The organism is Streptomyces sp. A5-4 (assembly GCF_051131715.1).
GTDB lineage: Bacteria > Actinomycetota > Actinomycetes > Streptomycetales > Streptomycetaceae > Streptomyces.
Window position 1 is genome coordinate 7,878,879 of sequence record NZ_CP178591.1, and the last position, 17,949, is coordinate 7,896,827.

General features: G+C 70.2%; 14 protein-coding genes, 1 pseudogene and 1 riboswitch. Of the genes and pseudogenes, 9 read left to right on the forward strand and 6 right to left on the reverse strand.

Going from position 1 to position 17,949, the window contains the following annotated elements:
* Positions 1–4 precede the first annotated feature (4 nt).
* The 5 genes from ACLLJJ_RS36875 to ACLLJJ_RS36895 all read left to right on the forward strand — a co-directional run bounded on the left by ACLLJJ_RS36875 (position 5) and on the right by ACLLJJ_RS36895 (position 3,762).
* A complete protein-coding gene (locus ACLLJJ_RS36875; protein WP_434599039.1) occupies positions 5–451 on the forward strand; it encodes a DUF6278 family protein in 447 nt (148 codons plus the stop codon).
* A 134-nt stretch (positions 452–585) separates the two neighbouring features.
* Complete coding sequence (locus ACLLJJ_RS36880; RefSeq protein WP_434599040.1) at positions 586–1,329, forward strand: amino acid ABC transporter ATP-binding protein; 744 nt, start codon at positions 586–588, stop codon at positions 1,327–1,329.
* A 27-nt stretch (positions 1,330–1,356) separates the two neighbouring features.
* Positions 1,357–2,253 (forward strand): glutamate ABC transporter substrate-binding protein, encoded by an 897-nt coding sequence (locus tag ACLLJJ_RS36885; protein ID WP_434599041.1) that lies wholly within the window; start codon positions 1,357–1,359, stop codon positions 2,251–2,253.
* 7 nt (positions 2,254–2,260) lie between these two features.
* Positions 2,261–2,905 (forward strand): amino acid ABC transporter permease, encoded by a 645-nt coding sequence (locus ACLLJJ_RS36890; protein ID WP_434599042.1) that lies wholly within the window; start codon positions 2,261–2,263, stop codon positions 2,903–2,905.
* Complete coding sequence (locus ACLLJJ_RS36895) at positions 2,902–3,762, forward strand: amino acid ABC transporter permease (RefSeq protein WP_434599043.1); 861 nt, start codon at positions 2,902–2,904, stop codon at positions 3,760–3,762. Before ACLLJJ_RS36890 ends, ACLLJJ_RS36895 begins: the two co-directional genes overlap by 4 nt.
* A gap of 37 nt (positions 3,763–3,799) precedes the next feature.
* On the opposite strand, the gene ACLLJJ_RS36900 is transcribed toward ACLLJJ_RS36895, so the two are convergent.
* Positions 3,800–5,410: an alpha/beta fold hydrolase gene (locus tag ACLLJJ_RS36900; RefSeq protein ID WP_434599044.1), complete on the reverse strand. Its 1,611-nt coding sequence runs from the start codon at positions 5,408–5,410 to the stop codon at positions 3,800–3,802.
* A gap of 154 nt (positions 5,411–5,564) precedes the next feature.
* Complete coding sequence (locus ACLLJJ_RS36905) at positions 5,565–6,740, reverse strand: L,D-transpeptidase (RefSeq protein ID WP_434599045.1); 1,176 nt, start codon at positions 6,738–6,740, stop codon at positions 5,565–5,567.
* Positions 6,741–7,121: 381 nt separating this feature from the next.
* Here ACLLJJ_RS36905 and cbiT point away from each other — a divergent pair.
* Positions 7,122–7,766 (forward strand): annotated as a pseudogene (gene cbiT / locus ACLLJJ_RS36910) (precorrin-6Y C5,15-methyltransferase (decarboxylating) subunit CbiT); the annotation flags it as partial.
* Positions 7,763–8,512: a precorrin-4 C(11)-methyltransferase gene (gene cobM / locus ACLLJJ_RS36915; RefSeq protein ID WP_434599046.1), complete on the forward strand. Its 750-nt coding sequence runs from the start codon at positions 7,763–7,765 to the stop codon at positions 8,510–8,512. The pseudogene cbiT and the gene cobM, both read left to right, overlap by 4 nt.
* A gap of 8 nt (positions 8,513–8,520) precedes the next feature.
* On the opposite strand, the gene ACLLJJ_RS36920 is transcribed toward cobM, so the two are convergent.
* Positions 8,521–9,657 (reverse strand): cobalt-precorrin-5B (C(1))-methyltransferase, encoded by a 1,137-nt coding sequence (locus ACLLJJ_RS36920; protein WP_434599047.1) that lies wholly within the window; start codon positions 9,655–9,657, stop codon positions 8,521–8,523.
* A gap of 11 nt (positions 9,658–9,668) precedes the next feature.
* Here ACLLJJ_RS36920 and ACLLJJ_RS36925 point away from each other — a divergent pair, with 11 nt between their 5' ends.
* Entirely contained in the window at positions 9,669–10,424 is a 756-nt protein-coding gene (locus ACLLJJ_RS36925) for a cobalt-precorrin-6A reductase (protein ID WP_434599048.1), read from the forward strand.
* A 15-nt stretch (positions 10,425–10,439) separates the two neighbouring features.
* Here the strand turns inward: ACLLJJ_RS36925 and ACLLJJ_RS36930 are convergent, their stop codons facing one another.
* The 3 genes from ACLLJJ_RS36930 to cobG all read right to left on the reverse strand — a co-directional run bounded on the left by ACLLJJ_RS36930 (position 10,440) and on the right by cobG (position 13,973).
* Positions 10,440–11,945 carry a precorrin-2 C(20)-methyltransferase gene (locus ACLLJJ_RS36930; protein WP_434599049.1) on the reverse strand — a complete coding sequence of 502 codons (1,506 nt, stop codon included), beginning with the start codon at positions 11,943–11,945 and terminating at the stop codon, positions 10,440–10,442.
* A 2-nt stretch (positions 11,946–11,947) separates the two neighbouring features.
* On the reverse strand, positions 11,948–12,574 hold the full coding sequence (locus ACLLJJ_RS36935) for a precorrin-8X methylmutase (protein ID WP_434600624.1): 627 nt from the start codon (positions 12,572–12,574) through the stop codon (positions 11,948–11,950).
* A gap of 73 nt (positions 12,575–12,647) precedes the next feature.
* On the reverse strand, positions 12,648–13,973 hold the full coding sequence (gene cobG, locus ACLLJJ_RS36940) for a precorrin-3B synthase (RefSeq protein WP_434599050.1): 1,326 nt from the start codon (positions 13,971–13,973) through the stop codon (positions 12,648–12,650).
* 80 nt (positions 13,974–14,053) lie between these two features.
* Positions 14,054–14,152, forward strand: a riboswitch (cobalamin riboswitch).
* 91 nt (positions 14,153–14,243) lie between these two features.
* Between cobG and cobN the strand changes: the two genes are divergently transcribed.
* Positions 14,244–17,840, forward strand: a complete 3,597-nt coding sequence (cobN, locus tag ACLLJJ_RS36945) for a cobaltochelatase subunit CobN (RefSeq protein ID WP_434600625.1) — start codon at positions 14,244–14,246, stop codon at positions 17,838–17,840.
* Positions 17,841–17,949 lie beyond the last annotated feature (109 nt).

Below are 17,949 nucleotides of genomic sequence, written 5' to 3' on the forward strand. Positions count from 1 at the left end.
CGGTATGAAGAACATCCCTTTTCTGGACAACTGGCGCAAGCGGCATGACACGGCGCGCGGCACCGCCGTGTTCGCCATCGATGCCGACGCCGACCAGGAAGGTATCGCCGAGCTGTTCTCCGAGTGCGAGCTGCTCCGCGTCCGGGTGGCGCAGGCCGGTCTCGAACTGGACGACTCCCCGGCCTCGTTGGAGGCGCTCGACCAGCTGCCGCCGCGCTGGCGCGACGATCCCGAGGAGTTGCCCTGGCTGGGCAATGACGCGGGCCTCTACCTCGGCACGGTGATCGTGCGTACGGTCCCGGGGGCGTTGTGGCAGCTGTGGCCGAGCGGCCAGCCGGTGGTCAGGCTTGCCTCGGGGCGCGAGATCAATGTGGTGGAGGCCGGTCTGGACTGGGCGGTCAACGGTGCGCCCGAGCTCTCCCAAGTGTACGGGGAAGCCGCCGAGGCCTGACCGTTCCCGGGCGCAGGCCTTTAAACTCTTTAGTGCGCCTTATGCCCTATTTGAGCGTGTCGAGTGTGAAGTCCCTTGGCGGGATGGATAGTTTGCGCTGACCTCGACACAGCTGAGAATGGGTAGGGCAGCGTATGGCCGTCGATCCGTTGATCGAGCTGCGTGACGTCAACAAGCACTACGGGAAGTTGCATGTCCTGCAGGACATCAATCTCAGCGTCGCGCGCGGGGAGGTGGTGGTAGTCATCGGTCCGTCCGGCTCGGGCAAGTCAACGCTCTGCCGGACGATGAACCGCCTGGAGACGATCGAGTCCGGCAGTATCCGCATCGACGGCAGACCCGTCCCCGAGGAGGGGCGCGCCCTCGCGCAGCTGCGGGCCGAGGTGGGGATGGTGTTCCAGTCCTTCAACCTCTTCGCGCACAAGACCGTGCTGGCCAACGTCTCCCTGGCGCAGCTCAAGGTCCGTAAACGCAAGAAGGAAGACGCCGACCAGCGCTCCCGCGAACTGCTGGAACGCGTCGGACTCGCCGACCAGGCCGACAAGCTCCCGGCCCAGCTCTCGGGCGGCCAGCAGCAGCGCGTGGCCATCGCCCGCGCCCTCGCCATGGACCCCAAGGTCCTCCTCTTCGACGAGCCGACCTCCGCGCTCGACCCGGAGATGATCAACGAGGTCCTTGAAGTCATGCAGCAGCTGGCCCGGGAGGGCATGACGATGGTGGTCGTCACCCATGAGATGGGCTTCGCCCGCTCGGCGGCCAACCGTGTCGTCTTCATGTCGGACGGCTGCGTCATCGAGGACCGCACCCCCGAAGCCTTCTTCACCGCCCCGGAGAGCGACCGCGCCAAGGACTTCCTCTCCAAGATCCTCAAGCACTGACGGGCGGTGTACGGACTCATGAAGCGCATGTCACGTACCCTCGCCGCCGTCGTGCTCGTCCTGCTCGCCGCCGCCTGCGGCAAGGAGGGCAGTCCGCCGGTGAAGGGCCCGCAGCCCGATGAACTGCCCAAGTACACGGTGGCGAAGGGCTTCGACCTGCCCGCCTCCCGCACCTGGGGGAAGGCGAAGCGCCGGGGTCGCCTCGTCGTCGGAGCCAAGGAGGACCAGCCGTACATGGGCGAGAAGGACCCGGCCAGCGGCGTCTACTCCGGGTTCGACATCGAGATCGCCAAGATGGTCGCCGCCTCGCTGGGCTTCGAACCGCAGAAGATCCAGTTCAAGACGATCGCCTCGGCCAACCGCGAGACCGCCCTGCAGAACGGCCAGATCGACTACTACGTCGGCACCTACACGATCAACGACAACCGCAAGAAGCTCGTCGGCTTCGCGGGCCCGTACTACATGGGCGGCCAGTCGCTGCTCGTGCGCACCGACGAGACCGACATCAAGGGACCGCAGGACCTCGCCGGCAAGCGGGTCTGCTCGGCCGCCGGGTCGACCCCGTACCAGCGGATCCAGGCCGACTACCCGAAGGCCGACCTCGTCGCGTACGACACCTACTCGGTCTGCGTCGACAACCTGCTGACGTTCCAGGTCGACGCCGTCACCACCGACGACGCCATCCTCATCGGCTACGCGGCCAAGGTGCCCGAGGAGCTCAAGATCGTCGGCAAGCCCTTCTCCGAAGAGCCGTACGGCATCGGTGTCCCGCGCCGCGACAACGCGTTGCGGCTGGCCATCGACGACGCGATCGAGGCCAACGAGAAGAACGGGAACTGGACGAAGGCGTACGACGCGACGCTCGGCCTCTCCGGAGTGCCGGCCCCCAAGCCGCCCGCGATCGACCGCTATCCGGCGAGCTGAGGACATCGTGAACGTACTCACCGAGAATTTCTCTCTCTACGGCAAGGGCTTCCTCGGCACCGTCGAGCTCACGGTCTACGCCTCGGTACTCGCGCTGGTGCTCGGCTTCCTGATGGCCTCCTGCCGAGTCGCGCCCGTCGGATCCCTCCGGGTGCTGGGCACCGTCTGGGTCACCGTGCTGCGCAACACCCCGCTGACGCTGCTGTTCTTCGCCGTCCTGCTCGGCCTGCCGCGCTTCGGGCTCGTCCTGCCCTTCCAGCTCTTCGCGGTGCTCGCACTCGGCTGCTACACCTCGGCCTTCATCTGCGAGGCGGTGCGCTCCGGCATCAACACCGTCCCGCTGGGGCAGGGCGAGGCCGCCCGCAGCCTCGGCATGACCTTCGGCCAGACCCTGAGCACCGTCGTACTGCCGCAGGCCTTCCGCTCCGTCATCCCGCCCGTCGGCTCCACGCTCATCGCGCTCGCCAAGAACTCGGCGATCGCCGGCGCGTTCAGCGTCACGGAGCTGCTCGGCACCTACAAGACCCTCAACGAGCTGGGCTACAGCATCATTTGGACGTTCGTCTGGATCGCCGTCGGCTACCTGATCATCACCCTGACCATCAGCGCGCTCTTCAACGTGCTGGAGAAGCGCTGGGGAGTCGCCCGATGACCGCCACTTCCACCGCCCTCTACGACGTCCCGGGGCCCAAGACCCGCAAGCGGCACTTCCTGTACGGCGTCGCGTCGACCATCGTCATCGCCGCGCTGTTCGGCTGGGTGCTGTATCTGCTGTTCGACACCAACCAGTTCACGTCGGCCAAGTGGAACCCCTTCCAGTACAAGGGGATCCAGGAGCTGCTGCTGCGCGGCCTGGGCAACACACTCAAGGCCTTCGCGTACGCCGCCGTCCTCTCGCTCGCGCTCGGCGCGGTCCTCGCGACGGGCCGGCTCTCCCAGCACCGCGCGCTGCGATGGGTCGCGACGCTGCTGGTCGAATTCTTCCGCGCCATGCCCGTACTGGTGATGATCTTCTTCATCTTCGTGGCGCTGAAGGTCCAGCCGCTCCCAGCCCTGGTGGCCGGACTGACGCTCTACAACGGCTCGGTGCTCGCCGAGGTGTTCCGTACGGGGGTCAACTCCGTGGAAAGGGGGCAGCGGGAGGCTGCGTACGCGCTCGGCATGCGCAAAACCCAGGTCATGACGTTCGTGCTGGTGCCGCAGGGCGTCCGCGCGATGCTGCCGACGATCATCAGTCAGCTCGTGGTCGCGCTGAAGGACACCTCGCTCGGCTACCTGATCACCTACGAGGAGTTCCTCCACGCCGGCAAGCTCATCGCGTCGAATCTCGACTACGATTTGCCGTTCATCCCCGTAGTGATGGTGATCTCGCCGATCTACATCGGGATGTGCATGCTGCTCTCCTGGTTCGCCCAGTGGGTGGCCAAGCGGGAGCAGCGCAACCCCAAGAACGAGGCCGTGGACGTCTCCACGGCCGAGCCGGGCACGCTGCTGCCGGGCGTGCGGTAGTTCAAAGGGCACATGCCTGCCCGGCAGCAGCCGGAGATCAGTTGTCGCGCAAGGGGACCGTCAGATACGACGGGTCGGTCCCGGGTGACGAGAAGGTCAGCTGCGCGCCGGACGGGTTGTGTTCGATGTAGAGCGGGTCGACGGTGTCGACCACCACGGCCAGTCGGTGGCCGGCCGGTACGTCGTAGGCCGTGGAGAACAACTCCAGGTCGACGGGGAACGGCCGGCCCGGCGCCTTGTCGTGGAAGGTGTACGGCGCATTGCTGACCAGCTTGCCGAGGCCGAGCGGGCCCACGTCGTAGAGGTATGCGACGAGGGTGCCGCTCTCCTTGGTACTGGTGACCGTCGTATGCAGCTTGCTGGTGCCGCGCACGCGCTGCGCCGTGGCGTACCGCTCGGACTGCCAGACCGAGGCGAAGGAACGCGGCAGCAGCGGAACTGAGGCGGTGGGGGGAAGCCTCAAAAACTGGTCGAGCGCGTTGGACAGGAACACCACTCCGCCGTTGGCGCCCGAGTCCACGTTCGCGTAGATCTTCTTGGTGCCGCCGAGCTCGATCTTGCGCTGGTTGGCGCCGACCGACTTCCAGTCGGGGTAGCCCTCGTAGCCGTTGGTGGAGCGGGACTTGAGCTGGACGGGCTGCTCGCGGTCGATGCCGTTGTCGGCGCCGTTCAGGTGATGGTCGAACCAGCGCTGGGCGTTGGTCCAGACGTCGTTGGGCAGCCCGAGCAGACCGGTGGCCTCGGCGGTGGCGTGGTCGCCCGGCCGGAACTCCAGGCGCTTGGGGCCGGTCAGCTTCTCGTAGAACTTGGCGTACTGGTTCGGCGGGAAGAGGGTGTCGCCCCAGGCGTTGCCCAGCATCACCGCCGAGCCGTTCTTGTTGATCTGGTCGAGGTAGGTGGTGGGGGAGCGCTTCCTGCCCCACTCGATCATGTCCTGTTCCTTGGCCAGATTGGAGCCGAGGAAGTCCTTCATGGTCTGCTGGAGTTCGGGGCTGGGGCGGCCGGTGAGGTATCCGGCGCCGGTGAGCACCGCGGCGGCCTGGAGGTGCTGGGTGCGGCCGCTGTAGATCGACTCGATGAGGTCGGCCCAGCCGCTGAGGGCCACCACCGCCTTGATCCGCTTGTCGTGGCCGGCGGCCAGCAGGCTGATACCGGCGCCGTACGAGACGCCCGCCATGCCCACCTTCCGGGGATCGGCCGGGGTGTTGGCGAGTGCCCAGTCGATCACCTTGGAGGCGTCGGCGATGTCCGGCGGACCCGCCACCTCGATATTGCCGCCGGACTCCCAGAAGCCGCGGACGTTGTAACTGACCACGACATAACCGGAGTCGGCGAGCTTCTTGGCCTGCGCGATGTATTCGATCTGCGGTACGGCCCAGCTGGTGGGCAGCACGATCACCGGGTAGGAGCGCGCGCCGTCGGCGCCGGCCGGGGTGAAGACATTGGCCTTGAGGACGGTGCCGCCGTCGCCGGCGATGTCGACGAACCGGACACCGGGCTGAGCGCCGGACGCGGTGGCCGCGGCCGGCTGTACGGCGGGGTCGGCGGCCATGGCCATCGGCGCCGTGCCGGTGGCCGTGGTGGCGAGCAGGGCAGCGGCGGCGGCACCGACGGTGGAGACGCGCAGAGCTGTGCGGGGGGATCTCACGGATCACTCCTCACTCGTGTAAGTGCAAAGTGACCCGACGGTAACCTCCGCCGCTTACCGCTGGTAACTGGTCGGTAAGTTACGTGCGGGTAACGATTATTGGATGTGGTGTCAGCAGGGTGCGCCAACGGCTCCTGCGGCGGCCCGGCCCGGCTCAGCGCAGGGCGCTCTTCGTCTGCCAGTCGGTCCAGGAGAGGTTCCACTCGCCGTAACCGTTGTTGATCGCCTGGGTGCCCTTGGCGTCGTCGCCGGTGACCTCGAACGGGTCCCCGATCTGAACCTGGTCGTAGATCGACCGTGCGTCCGCGTCGCTCATGCCGATGCAGCCCGAGCTCTTGTTGGCGCTGCCGAAGTACCCGGCGTTCCAGGGCGCGGCGTGCGCGTACATCCCGGACCAGGTGAGCCGCATCGAGTAGTCGACCATCTTGTCGTAGGCGTCGCCCAGGCCCACGGTCTCGGAGCGCATATTGATCGTGCCCTCCTTCGACATGAGTACGGTCTTGCCGCGCCAGGAGGCCTTGTCGCCGCCCGGGGTGCCCGCCGACATGGCGACGTCCGCGACCTGCTGCCCGTCGCGCATCAGCTTCAGCCGGTGATTGTCGAGGTCGACCTTGACGACCTGGTTCTTGCCGATGGTCAGATTCGTCCTGTAGTCACGGACGAACCAGCCGCCGGTGCCGGAGTCGATGCCGCCGAGGTCGGCGTCGAGCGTGACCTTGGTGCCCGCCTTCCAGTACTCCTTGGGCCGCCAGTCGACCCTGGTGCTGCCGGAGTAGTCCTCCATCCAGCCCCAGGAGCCCTCGGTGTTGTTCGAGGTGCTGACCTTCAGGTTCTTCTCCACCTCGGCCTTGTTCTTCACCGGGTGGTCGAAGACGATCGACAGCGGCTGGGCGATGCCGACGGTGGAATTCTTGCCGGGGGCCAGGCTGAGCTTGTTGACCTTCTCCGGTGCGGCGGTGGCGAAGGACGCCTTCGCCGTGCCGCCCGCGTCGGCCCTGGCCTGGACGCTGTAGCTGGTGCCTGGCGCGGCCCCGCGGGCGGATGTCCAGGTCTTCCCGTCGGCGGATATCTTCCCGTCGAGCTTCTCGCCGTCACCGTTCGCCACCGTGACCTGCTGCAGCTTGCCGTCGGCCAGTGTCACCTTCACCGGCTGCCCTGCCCTGGCCTGCTTGCCCTGCAGATTCACCGAGATCTCGGGGGACTTCTCGGACAAATCAGCCGCTCCGGCCTGGTCGGTCCCACCGCCGGAACAGGCGGAGAGCGCGACGGCAAGCGCCGCGGTGCCGATGACCAGGGTGCGCGTGCGGCTCGACGTGCGTATGCGGCTCAACTCGAAAACCTCCGGTGCGATGTCTGTCTCCAAGGCAGAGTCGATTCGCGGCTTTCGGGTTGCGGAAATCGGGAAAAATCGACGGAACGCGAGTGTGACAAGGCTCTCCGTAGGCGACGCCCGCCGTCGGCCCCCGGGCGTGACCGGCCGACTGCCCGGTCGCCCGGAGGGAGTTGCGCACCGGCGGTATCGGGGAGGGTACGGCGAAGACCACCTGACCGGTGTCCGGCTGTGGCCGGACAGTAGGGTTCGGATGTGTCAGCCCCCGATCATCGAGGTACCGTCCGTGACCCCCAACCCGCCGCACGCCCGGCACCCGCAGTGAGCGTCGTGGGCACCGGAGCCGACGGGGGGGCCGGGCTTCCGGGCGCCGCGCGCCCTGCCCCCGACACCCCGCGCCTCGGGGCCGTCCCCGGGCTGCCCGACGAGGCGTACGAACACGACGGCCAGCTCACCAAGCGCCACGTCCGGGCCGCCACCCTCGGCGTGCTCGCACCTGCCCCAGGGGAGCTCCTGTGGGACATCGGCGGCGGCTCCGGGTCCGTGGCGATCGAGTGGATGCGCACCCACCCCTCCTGCCGGGCGATCACCGTGGAGCGCGACCCCGTACGGGCGGAGCGCATCACACGCAACGCCGAACACCTCGGTGTGCCCACCCTGCGCGTGCTCACCGGCCGGGCCCCCGACAACTTGACCGGACTGCCCACGCCCGACGCCGTCTTCATCGGCGGCGGGCTGACCGTCCCGGGCCTTCTCGACGCCTGCTGGGAAGCGCTGCCGGTCGGCGGTCGCCTGGTCGCCAACACGGTCACGCTGGAGTCCGAGGCGCTGCTCGCCGAGCGATACCGACGGCATGGCGGTGAGCTGACCCGTCTCGCCGTCGCCCACGCCGTGCCCGTCGGCGGCTTCACCGGCTGGCGCCAGGCGATGCCGGTCACCCAGTGGTCCGTACGCAAGCCCTCGCTCACCCCCACCGCGGAACGCTCAGCCGCACCCCCCGCAGAACACTCAGGAGACGACAGATGACCGTGTACTTCATCGGCGCGGGGCCGGGTGCGGCCGACCTGATCACGGTGCGTGGTGCGCGCACGCTCGCCGCCTGCGGAGTGTGCCTGTACGCGGGCAGCCTGGTGCCCCGTGAATTGCTCGCCGAGTGCCCTCCGGACGCCAGGCTGGTCGACACCGCGCAGCTCGACATCGACCGCATCACCGAGGAACTCATCCGCGCGCACAGCGAGGGCCACGACGTGGCCCGCCTGCACTCCGGTGACCCCTCCGTCTTCAGCGCGGTCAACGAGCAGATGAGGCGCCTCGACGAGGCGGGCGTGCCCTACGAAGTGGTTCCGGGTGTGCCCGCGTTCGCGGCCGCCGCGGCGGCCCTCAAGCGGGAGCTGACCGTGCCCACGGTCGGCCAGACCGTCATCCTCACCCGGGTGGCCAACCGCGCCACCGCGATGCCCGAGGGCGAGGACCTGGCGACCCTGGGCCGCAGCGGCGCCCTGATCGTCCTGCACCTCGCCGCCAAGTACGCGGACCGGGTCGTCGAGGAACTACTGCCGCACTACGGTGCCGACTGCCCCGCCGCCGTCGTGGCGCTGGCCTCCCGCCCCGACGAGCTCATCCTGCGCGGGCCGCTCGAAGGCATCGCGGAGCAGGTGAAGGCGGCGGGCGTGATCCGTACCGCCGTCATCATGGTCGGCCGCACGCTCGGCGCCGAGCAGTTCCACGACAGCCACCTCTACTCGCCCGGACGCGAGCGGCACGCCTGCTGACGGCGCCGTCACCCCGGCCGGGCGGCCGGTCGGCGCACGCTGCCGCGCCCGACGACCGTGCCTGCCCGGTCGATGCAGATGACATCGACGGCGACCGGAGCGCCCCGCAGGACCGACAGAGCCTCGTCCCGAGCCGCCACGGCCACCAGGTCCCCGAGCGGCACACCCCGCGCCTGGCACAACTGGAGGGCCGCTAGGCCCGTGTTGGCGGCCGCCACTTCGGCGGCAAGGGCTTCGTCGGCGCCGCCCCGTCGGGCCAGTTCGGCCAGGAAGGGTTTGTCGACCTGGGATCGGGCCGAGTGCAGGTCGAGGTGTCCGGCGGCGAGCTTCGACAGCTTGGCGAATCCGCCGCAGATGGTGAGCCGGTCCGTCGGATGCCGGCGTACGTACTTGAGCACGGCGCCCGCGAAATCCCCCATGTCGAGGAGCGCGATCTCCGGCAGCCCGTACTCGGCCACTACGGTCTTCTCCGAGGTCGAACCGGTGCATCCCGCCACATGGGTGTGTCCGGCGGCGCGGGCGACGTCCACGCCGCGCCGGATCGAGTCGATCCATGCCGAGCACGAGTACGGCACCACGATGCCGGTCGTGCCCAGGATCGAGAGGCCGCCCAGGATTCCCAGACGAGGGTTCCAGGTGGAGCGGGCGATCTCCTCGCCGTGGTCCACGGAGACGGTGACCTCGACGTCCCCCGTGCCCCGGTGTGCGGCGGCCACCCGGGCGATGTGGTCGCGGATCATCTGACGCGGAACGGGGTTGACCGCGGGCTCGCCGACGTCGAGCGGCAGCCCGGGCAGGGTGACCGTTCCCACGCCGGGCCCCGCTTTGAACACCACGCCCGAGCCGGTCGGCAGTCTCCGTATGGTGGCGCGTACGAGAGCACCGTGGGTGACGTCCGGGTCGTCGCCCGCGTCCTTGACCACCCCGGCCGTCGCCCGCCCCTCGGTCAGCTCCTCCACCGCCAGCGCGAAGGCCGTGGCCTGCCCCCGGGGGAGGGTGATGGTGACCGGGTCGGGGAAGTCACCGCTCAGCAGGGCCGTGTACGCGGCGGTGGCCGCCGCGGTCGCGCAGGCACCGGTCGTCCAGCCCGGCCGCAGACCGGTGTGTTTGAGTTGGGCGCTGCGACCACCTCTCGCCTCACTCATGGATGGACCCCATGCACGTACTCGTACTCGCCGGGACCACGGAAGCCCGCCGCCTCGCCGAGCTGCTGGTGGCGGAGCTGCCCGACGGGGCCAAGGTGACCAGCTCGCTGGCCGGGCGCGTGGCCAGTCCGAAGCTCTCACCGGGTGAGGTCCGCGTCGGCGGCTTCGGCGGAGCCGAAGGGCTTGCCGAGTGGCTGCGTACGCACCAGGTGGACGCGCTCATCGACGCCACCCATCCTTTCGCCGAGACGATCAGTTTCAACGCCGCGACAGCTGCCGCGGCTGCTCATGTTCCCCTGCTGGCACTGCGCCGGCCCGGCTGGGTGCCTGGCGGCGGCGACGACTGGCATCCGGTCGACTCCCTGGCTGGGGCGGCGCGGGCGCTGCCCGCGCTGGGGCAGCGCGTTTTTCTCACGACGGGACGCATGGGGCTGGCCGCCTTCGCGGGGCTGGACGACCTGTGGTTCCTGATGCGGTCGGTGGACGCCCCCGAACCCCCGCACCCCGCGCGCATGGAGGTGCTGCTCGACCGGGGCCCGTTCGCCCTCGACGGGGAACGCGAGCTGATCCGCCGCCATCGCATCGATGTCGTCGTCACGAAGGACAGTGGCGGCGCGGCCACCGCCCCCAAACTCGCCGCCGCCCGCGAGGCGCGGATCCCGGTGATCGTGGTGCGCCGGCCACCGGTTCCCGAGGGAATCACGGTGGCCGGCACCCCCGGCCTGGCCGTCGCCTGGCTGCGCGAACACCTGCGCTCTCAGGCGTAGTCGCAGGCCACAGGTTCAGCCCTGCGGATAGCGGCGGGGTGTCCAGACGATCTGCCGTCCGTCACCACGCCGCACCCATCGCGTCTGCGAGGACCCGACGATCAGGATCGTGCGCATGTCCACCTCGGCCGGATCAAGATCAGCCAGACGTACGGTGCGCACACTCTCGGCCGGTCCGCCGACGTCCCGGCCCAGGACCACGGGTGTGTCCGGTGAACGGTGCTCAAGGAGCAGATTGCGGGCCTTGCCGACCTGCCAGGTCCGGCTGCGTGAACCGGGGTTGTACAGCGCGAGCACCAGGTCCGCCGAGGCCGCCGCCCGCAGCCGTTCCGCGATGACCTCCCACGGCTTGAGACGGTCCGAGAGCGATATCGCGGCGTAGTCGTGGCCCAGCGGCGCTCCCGCGCGGGCGGCGGCCGCGTTGGCCGCGGTCACCCCTGGCAACACCCGCACCGGCAGGTCCGCGTACTCCTCCTGGGAGGCCACCTCCAGAACGGCCGTCGCCATGGCGAAGACCCCTGGGTCGCCGCCGGACACCACGGCCACGCGACGACCGCGGCGCGCCAGGTCCAGGGCGAACTCGGCGCGCTCCGACTCCACTTTGTTGTCGGAGCCGTGCCGCATCTGCCCGGCGCGGACCGGCACCCGCTCCAGGTAGGTGGTGTAGCCGACGAGGTCGTCGGCGGCGGCCAGTACCCCCCGTGTCTCGGGCGTGAGCCACAGCGGTCCGGCAGGGCCGGTGCCGACCACGGCGACCTCTCCGCTGTCCGGGGCGCGTTCGGGGCGGGGCCTGCCGATCCTGCTGGGCAGGACCGCCACCGCGAAGTACGGCACGGAGTCGGGGTCGATGTCGGCCAGGTCGCCCATGCGCTCCCCGGCCATCGTGGCGCGTTCGACGTAGTGCGCCTCGGGCAGCCGCCCCGACGCCTCGAAGGCGCGGCGGACGGCAGGGAAGGTGCGGCCCAGTTTCATCACCACCGCGGCGTCGGTGGCGGCCAGACGGGCGGTGAGCTCCTCCTCCGGCAGGGTGCCGGGCAGGATGGTCAGCACCTCCTCGCCCTCGGCGAGCGGGGTGCCGAGCCGGGCGGCCGCGGCGCTGATGGAGGTGACACCGGGGATGACTTCGGTGACGTAGCGGTCGGCGAGCCGCTTGTGCATGTGCATGTAGGAGCCGTAGAACAGCGGGTCGCCCTCGGCGAGCACGGCGACCGTGCGCCCTGCGTCTAGGTGCACCGCCAGGCGGGCCGCCGCCTCGGTGTAGAAGTCCTCCATCGCGCCCCGGTAGCCGCCCGGATGGTCGGTGGTCTCCGTCGTGACGGGATAGACCAGTGCCTCTTCCAGGTGGTCGGCGTGGATGTGCCCGGCCGCGATGGACCGGGCGATGGACCGCCCGTGCCGGGCGCTGTGATAGGCGACGACATCCGCCTCGGCGATGACTTCCACGGCTCGTACGGTCATCAGCGCCGGATCGCCAGGTCCGAGCCCGACTCCGTACAGTCGGCCCTTCTTCTGCTCGTTCACGCTTACTCTTCCTCGCTGGCGATAGCGTTGAGGGCGGCTGCCGCGATGGCGCTTCCGCCGCGACGGCCCCGCACGATGAGGTGCTCAAGACCGGACGGGTGTGCGGCCAGTGCGGCCTTGGACTCGGCGGCGCCGACGAAGCCGACCGGCACACCTATGACGGCCGCGGGGCGCGGGGCACCCTCTTCGATCATTTCGAGCAGGCGGAACAGGGCTGTGGGCGCGTTGCCGACGGCTACGACCGCGCCTTCCATCCGGTCACGCCACAATTCCAGGGCGGCCGCGCTGCGGGTGGTACCGAGCTGCGCCGCGAGACCGGGAACCGCCGGGTCGGACAGCGTGCACACGACCTCGTTGGCCGCAGGCAGCCGCTTGCGGGTGACCCCGCTGGCGACCATGGCCACGTCGCACAGGATGGGAGCGCCTGCCCGCAGCGCCTGGCGAGCGCGGGTCACCACGTCCGGGGTGAAGGCGAGATCGCGTACGAGGTCGACCATTCCGCAGGCGTGGATCATCCGGACCGCGACCTGGCTCACATCGGCGGGCAGGCCGACCAGGTCCGCCTCCGCGCGGATCGTGGCGAAGGACTGGCGATAGATGGCCGGTCCGTCCTTCTCGTACTGGTGCACAGTGCTTTCGCTCTCTTCATTGGGCATGGAATGGATGCGAAACGGACAGGTTTCGCGGTTTGGTAGGGCGCGGTCAGCTCAGGGTGCCGCGGGCCGCCGCCACGGCCGCCGCGAGCGCGGCGGGGCTGTCAGGGATGCTCTGGGCGCCGCCTCGTTCTTCGCCCCGCACCACGGAGACCTGGTGGCCGTCCGGGGTGGCGACGACGTCGACCCACTCGCCCCGCGGATGACCGCACCGGCGTTCGCACCCCGACCAGTACACGGGCAGAGCCCCCGCGGCCCCCACGGTCGCTGCCGCCTCGCCCCGCACATCGGCCAGGGACTTGGCGCAGCCGGGCCGCCCGATACAGGCGCCCACCCCGGTCCAGGGGGAGCGGGGGCCGATGATCAGGCCGACCGAACCCAGGCGGGCCAGCGCCTCTGCGGCGTGCGCCGGATCCGTGCCCGGGACGACGACGCCGCGCCAAGGAGTCAGCCGCAGTTCGCCACTTCCGCAGCGCCGGGCGGTGTCCGTCAGCGCCTGCCACTGCGCTGCGCCGATGCGTCCCAGCGGCACGCCGACAGACAGCGTGACCGCGTCCTGCGGACCAGTCACGACGCCGAGGGCTGGAGTCGCCGAGTCGGGCGGGCGTACGGGGCCGGCGGTGCGGGTGGAGCGGATTTTGGCCTGCCGCAACCGCCGTAGGACCTCGTCGAGGAGGATCTCGCCACCCCCGGACAGATCCGTCACACGCCAGGCACCGGAGCCGGGCGCGGCGTCCAGGAAGGCCTCGGCGGCGATCAGGGCGGCCTCCGGCGCTCGGTTGGCAGGTATGCGCACCACGGACTCCGACGACCCGATCCGTAGCAGTGCGTCCTCGCCGCTCCGTGCCGTCAGGGCCACATCGGCGCCAAGCACGTCCACATCGCCGCGGCCGTCGTCGAGCGCGAACAGGAAGCGCCCGGACAGGCCAACCGCCGTGTCACTCGCGCACAACAGGTCGTCCAACGCGGACAGCCACGGGCGGATGTCCCGATCTCCCCGGCCGTCGAGCCCGGACAGCGGGGAGGCCACCACGTTGCGGATCCGCTCGTGGCGCTCGGAAGGCAGCAGCCCTGACGCGCCCATCCGGGAGACCAGTTCGCTGCCACAGTCCGGTCCCAGGCCGCGCAACTGCACATTGCCGCGCGAAGTGAGATGCAGCTCACCATCGCCCAGGCGTCCTGCCAACTCCCGCAGCACGTCGGCCTGCGCCACGGTGAGTACGCCGCCGGGAACACGGACGCGGGCCAGCGCACCGTCGTCCGCCTGGTGCAGCCGCAGCGCCCCGGGGCAGGCGTCGCCACGGGCACGGGCTGACGCGTTTCCTGGGGACAGGGGTACGGGCAAGGTGGCTGGCGGGGGCATGGCGGCGAGCATACCGACCCCCTCACCAGGTCCGTATGACCCCCACCAGAAGAGCGACCCTTACTATGCCTAGCGACGGGCCATCCGGCACGTCGTCGCCACAGACGGCGACAAGGGAGGAAGCCCGGTGCGATTCCGGCGCGGTCCCGCCACTGTGAGCCCGGCCCACCAGCCGGGCGAGTCAGGAACTCCCGTCCCCACCGCTCGCGATCCGGCGTGAGCAGGGGACCGCCATCCGACACCGCCCGGGGCGTGGACACCCCGAGGAAGGCCAGACGCCGCATGATCCTGCTCCTGTCGACGTCCGATACCGACCTGCTCAGCGCCCGCGCCGCCAACGGCCCGGTCACCTATCGCTACGCGAACCCTTCCCGGCTCCCGCTCCAGGACCTTCCGCAGCTCTTGGACGGCGCCGACCTGGTCGTCGTACGTCTCCTCGGTGGCGTCCGCGCCTGGCAGGACGGTCTCGATCACGTCCTCGCCACCGGGCGCCCCGTCGTCGTCCTCACCGGGGAACAGGCCCCCGACGCGCAGCTGATGGCTGCCTCCACGGTCCCGATCGGCATCGCCGCCGAGGCCCATGCCTACCTGGCCCACGGCGGGCCCACCAACCTGGAGCAGCTGGCCAGGTTCCTCTGCGACACGGTCCTGCTCACCGGCCACGGCTTCGAACCGCCCGCCCCGGCGCCCTCCTGGGGCCCTCTGGAGCGCACGTCGCAGCAGGCGGACGGCCCCACCATCGCGGTGCTCTACTACCGCGCCCACCACATGAGCGGCAACACCGCGTTCATCGAGGCCCTGTGCCGCGCCGTGGAAGACACGGGCGCCCGCGTCCTGCCGTTGTACGTCGCTTCACTGCGGGCACCCGAGCCCGAGCTGATCGACGCCCTGCGGGCCGCCGACGCGATCGTGACCACCGTCCTCGCGGCGGGCGGTACCCGGCCCGCCGAGGCGTCGGCGGGCGGTGACGACGAGTCCTGGGACGCCGGCGCCCTCACTGGCCTTGACGTGCCCATTCTCCAAGCGCTCTGCCTCACCAGTTCACGGGCAGACTGGGAGAACAACGACGAGGGCGTCTCACCATTGGATGCCGCAAGCCAGATCGCGGTCCCCGAGTTCGACGGCCGCCTGATTACCGTTCCGTTCTCGTTCAAGGAGATCGACGAGGACGGCCTGCCCGCGTACGTCGCCGATACCGAGCGCGCCGCCCGGGTCGCGGGGATCGCCGTGCGCCATGCACGACTTCGCCACATACCGAACACCGAGAAGCGCATCGCGCTCGTCCTGTCCGCATACCCGACCAAGCACTCCCGGATCGGCAACGCGGTCGGACTCGACACCCCCGCAAGCGCCGTCGCCGTGCTGCGCCGCCTCCGCGCCGAAGGATACGACTTCGGTACCGAAGAGGTGCCGGGCCTGGCCTCCGGCGACGGCGACGAGCTGATCTACGCGCTGATCGAGGCGGGCGGCCACGACCAGGAGTGGCTCACCGAGGAACAACTGGCCCGCAATCCGGTCCGCATCCCGGCGGCCGACTACCGGCGCTGGTACGCGACGCTGCCGCCCGAACTCCGCGAGGCCGTCGAGCAGCACTGGGGCCCCGCTCCGGGCGAGATGTTCGTGGACCGTTCGCGCAATCCGGAGGGCGACATCGTCCTCGCCGCCCTGCGCCGCGGCAATCTGCTCATCCTCATCCAGCCGCCGCGCGGCTTCGGTGAGAACCCGATCGCGATCTATCACGACCCCGACCTGCCGCCCTCGCACCACTACTTGGCCGCCTATCGCTGGATCGCTGCCTCCGCCGAGGACCACGGCTTCGGCGCGGACGCGATGATCCACCTCGGCAAGCACGGAAACCTGGAATGGCTGCCTGGCAAGAACGCCGGCCTCTCCGCCGCCTGTGGCCCCGACGCGGCTCTCGGTGACCTCCCCCTCGTCTACCCGTTCCTGGTCAACGACCCGGGTGAGGGAACCCAGGCCAAGCGCCGCGCCCACGCCACTCTGGTGGACCACCTCGTACCGCCGATGGCCCGCGCCGACAGCTACGGCGACGTCGCCCGCCTGGAACAGCTCCTCGACGAGCACGCCCAGATCGCGGCGATGGACCCGGCGAAGCTCCCGGCGATCCGCGCCCAGATCTGGACCCTGATCCAAGCCGCGAAGCTCGACCACGACTTGGGGCTCGAAGGCCGCCCCGAGGACGAGGGTTTCGACGAGTTCATCATGCATCTCGACGGCTGGCTCTGTGAGATCAAGGACGCGCAGATCCGCGACGGCCTGCACGTCCTGGGCGGCGCGCCCGCCGGCGCCGACCGTGTCAACCTCGTCCTGGCGATCCTGCGCGCCCGCCAGATCTGGGGCGGCACCACGTCTCTGCCCGGCCTGCGCGAGGCCCTGGGCCTCGACGAGGCGGCGCCCACCCGCACCACCGCCGACGAGGTCGAGGAGCAGGCCCGCGCCCTGGTCCAGGCGATGGAGGACGCGAACTGGGCCCCGAACGCCGTCGTCGATGTCGCCGCCGGGCACCCGCAGCCCGTCGCCGACATCCTCGACTTCGCCGCCCGCGAGGTCGTACCGCGCCTCGCCGCCACCACCGATGAACTCGACAACACCGTCCACGCGTTGAACGGTGGCTTCGTCCCCGCCGGGCCCTCCGGCTCCCCGCTCCGGGGCCTGGTCAACGTCCTGCCGACCGGTCGCAACTTCTACTCCGTCGACCCCAAGGCCGTGCCCTCCCGCCTTGCCTGGGAGACCGGCCAGGCACTGGCCGACTCGCTCCTGGACCGCTACCGCGCCGACAACGGCGAGTGGCCCACCTCGGTCGGCCTGTCCCTGTGGGGCACGAGTGCGATGCGCACCGCCGGCGACGATGTCGCGGAAGCCTTCGCTCTCCTGGGCGTCCGACCGGTCTGGGACGACGCGTCGCGCCGTGTCACGGGTCTGGAGGCGATTTCGGCGGCCGAACTCGGCCGCCCGCGTATCGACGTCACCCTCCGCATCAGCGGCTTCTTCCGCGACGCCTTCCCGCACACCATCGGCCTCCTCGACGACGCGGTTCGCCTCGCCGCCTCGCTGGAGGAATCCGCCGAGCAGAACTACGTACGCGCCCACACCCAGGCCGACCTGGCCGCCCACGGCGACGAACGCCGTGCCACCACCCGTATCTTCGGCTCCCGCCCCGGTACGTACGGCGCCGGCCTGCTCCAGCTCATCGACTCCCGGGACTGGCGCACGGACGCGGACCTCGCCGAGGTCTACACCGTCTGGGGCGGCTACGCCTACGGCCGCGAACTCGACGGGCGCCCGGCCCGCGAGGAGATGGAAACGGCGTACAAGCGCATCGAGGTCGCGGCCAAGAACACCGACACCCGCGAACACGACATCGCCGACTCGGACGACTACTTCCAGTACCACGGCGGCATGGTCGCCACGGTGCGCGCGCTCAAGGGCAGCGCCCCGGAGGCGTACATCGGCGACTCCACGCGGCCGGAAGCCGTCCGCACCCGCACCCTGGTCGAGGAGACCTCTCGCGTCTTCCGGGCCCGGGTCGTCAACCCCAGGTGGATCGAGGCGATGCGCCGCCACGGCTACAAGGGCGCCTTCGAACTCGCCGCCACCGTCGACTACCTCTTCGGCTACGACGCCACGACAGGCGTGGTCGCCGACTGGATGTACGACAAGCTCACCGAGACGTACGTCCTGGACCCGGCCAACCGCGAATTCCTCCAGCAGGCCAACCCCTGGGCTCTGCACGGCATCGCCGAACGCCTGCTGGAGGCGGAGTCACGCGGCATGTGGGCGAAACCCGACCCGGCGGTGCTGGACGCACTGCGACAGGTGTATCTGGAGACGGAGGGCGACCTGGAGGGCGAGGACTGAGGGTCGGCCCCCGGCCCCCGGCGTCGCGGCCGGGCCTGGTCGGCTCCTCGATCCTGCCCACCACCTGCGCCAAGGGCCCCCCGGATCGGCGACCTCGGGGCCGCACCAC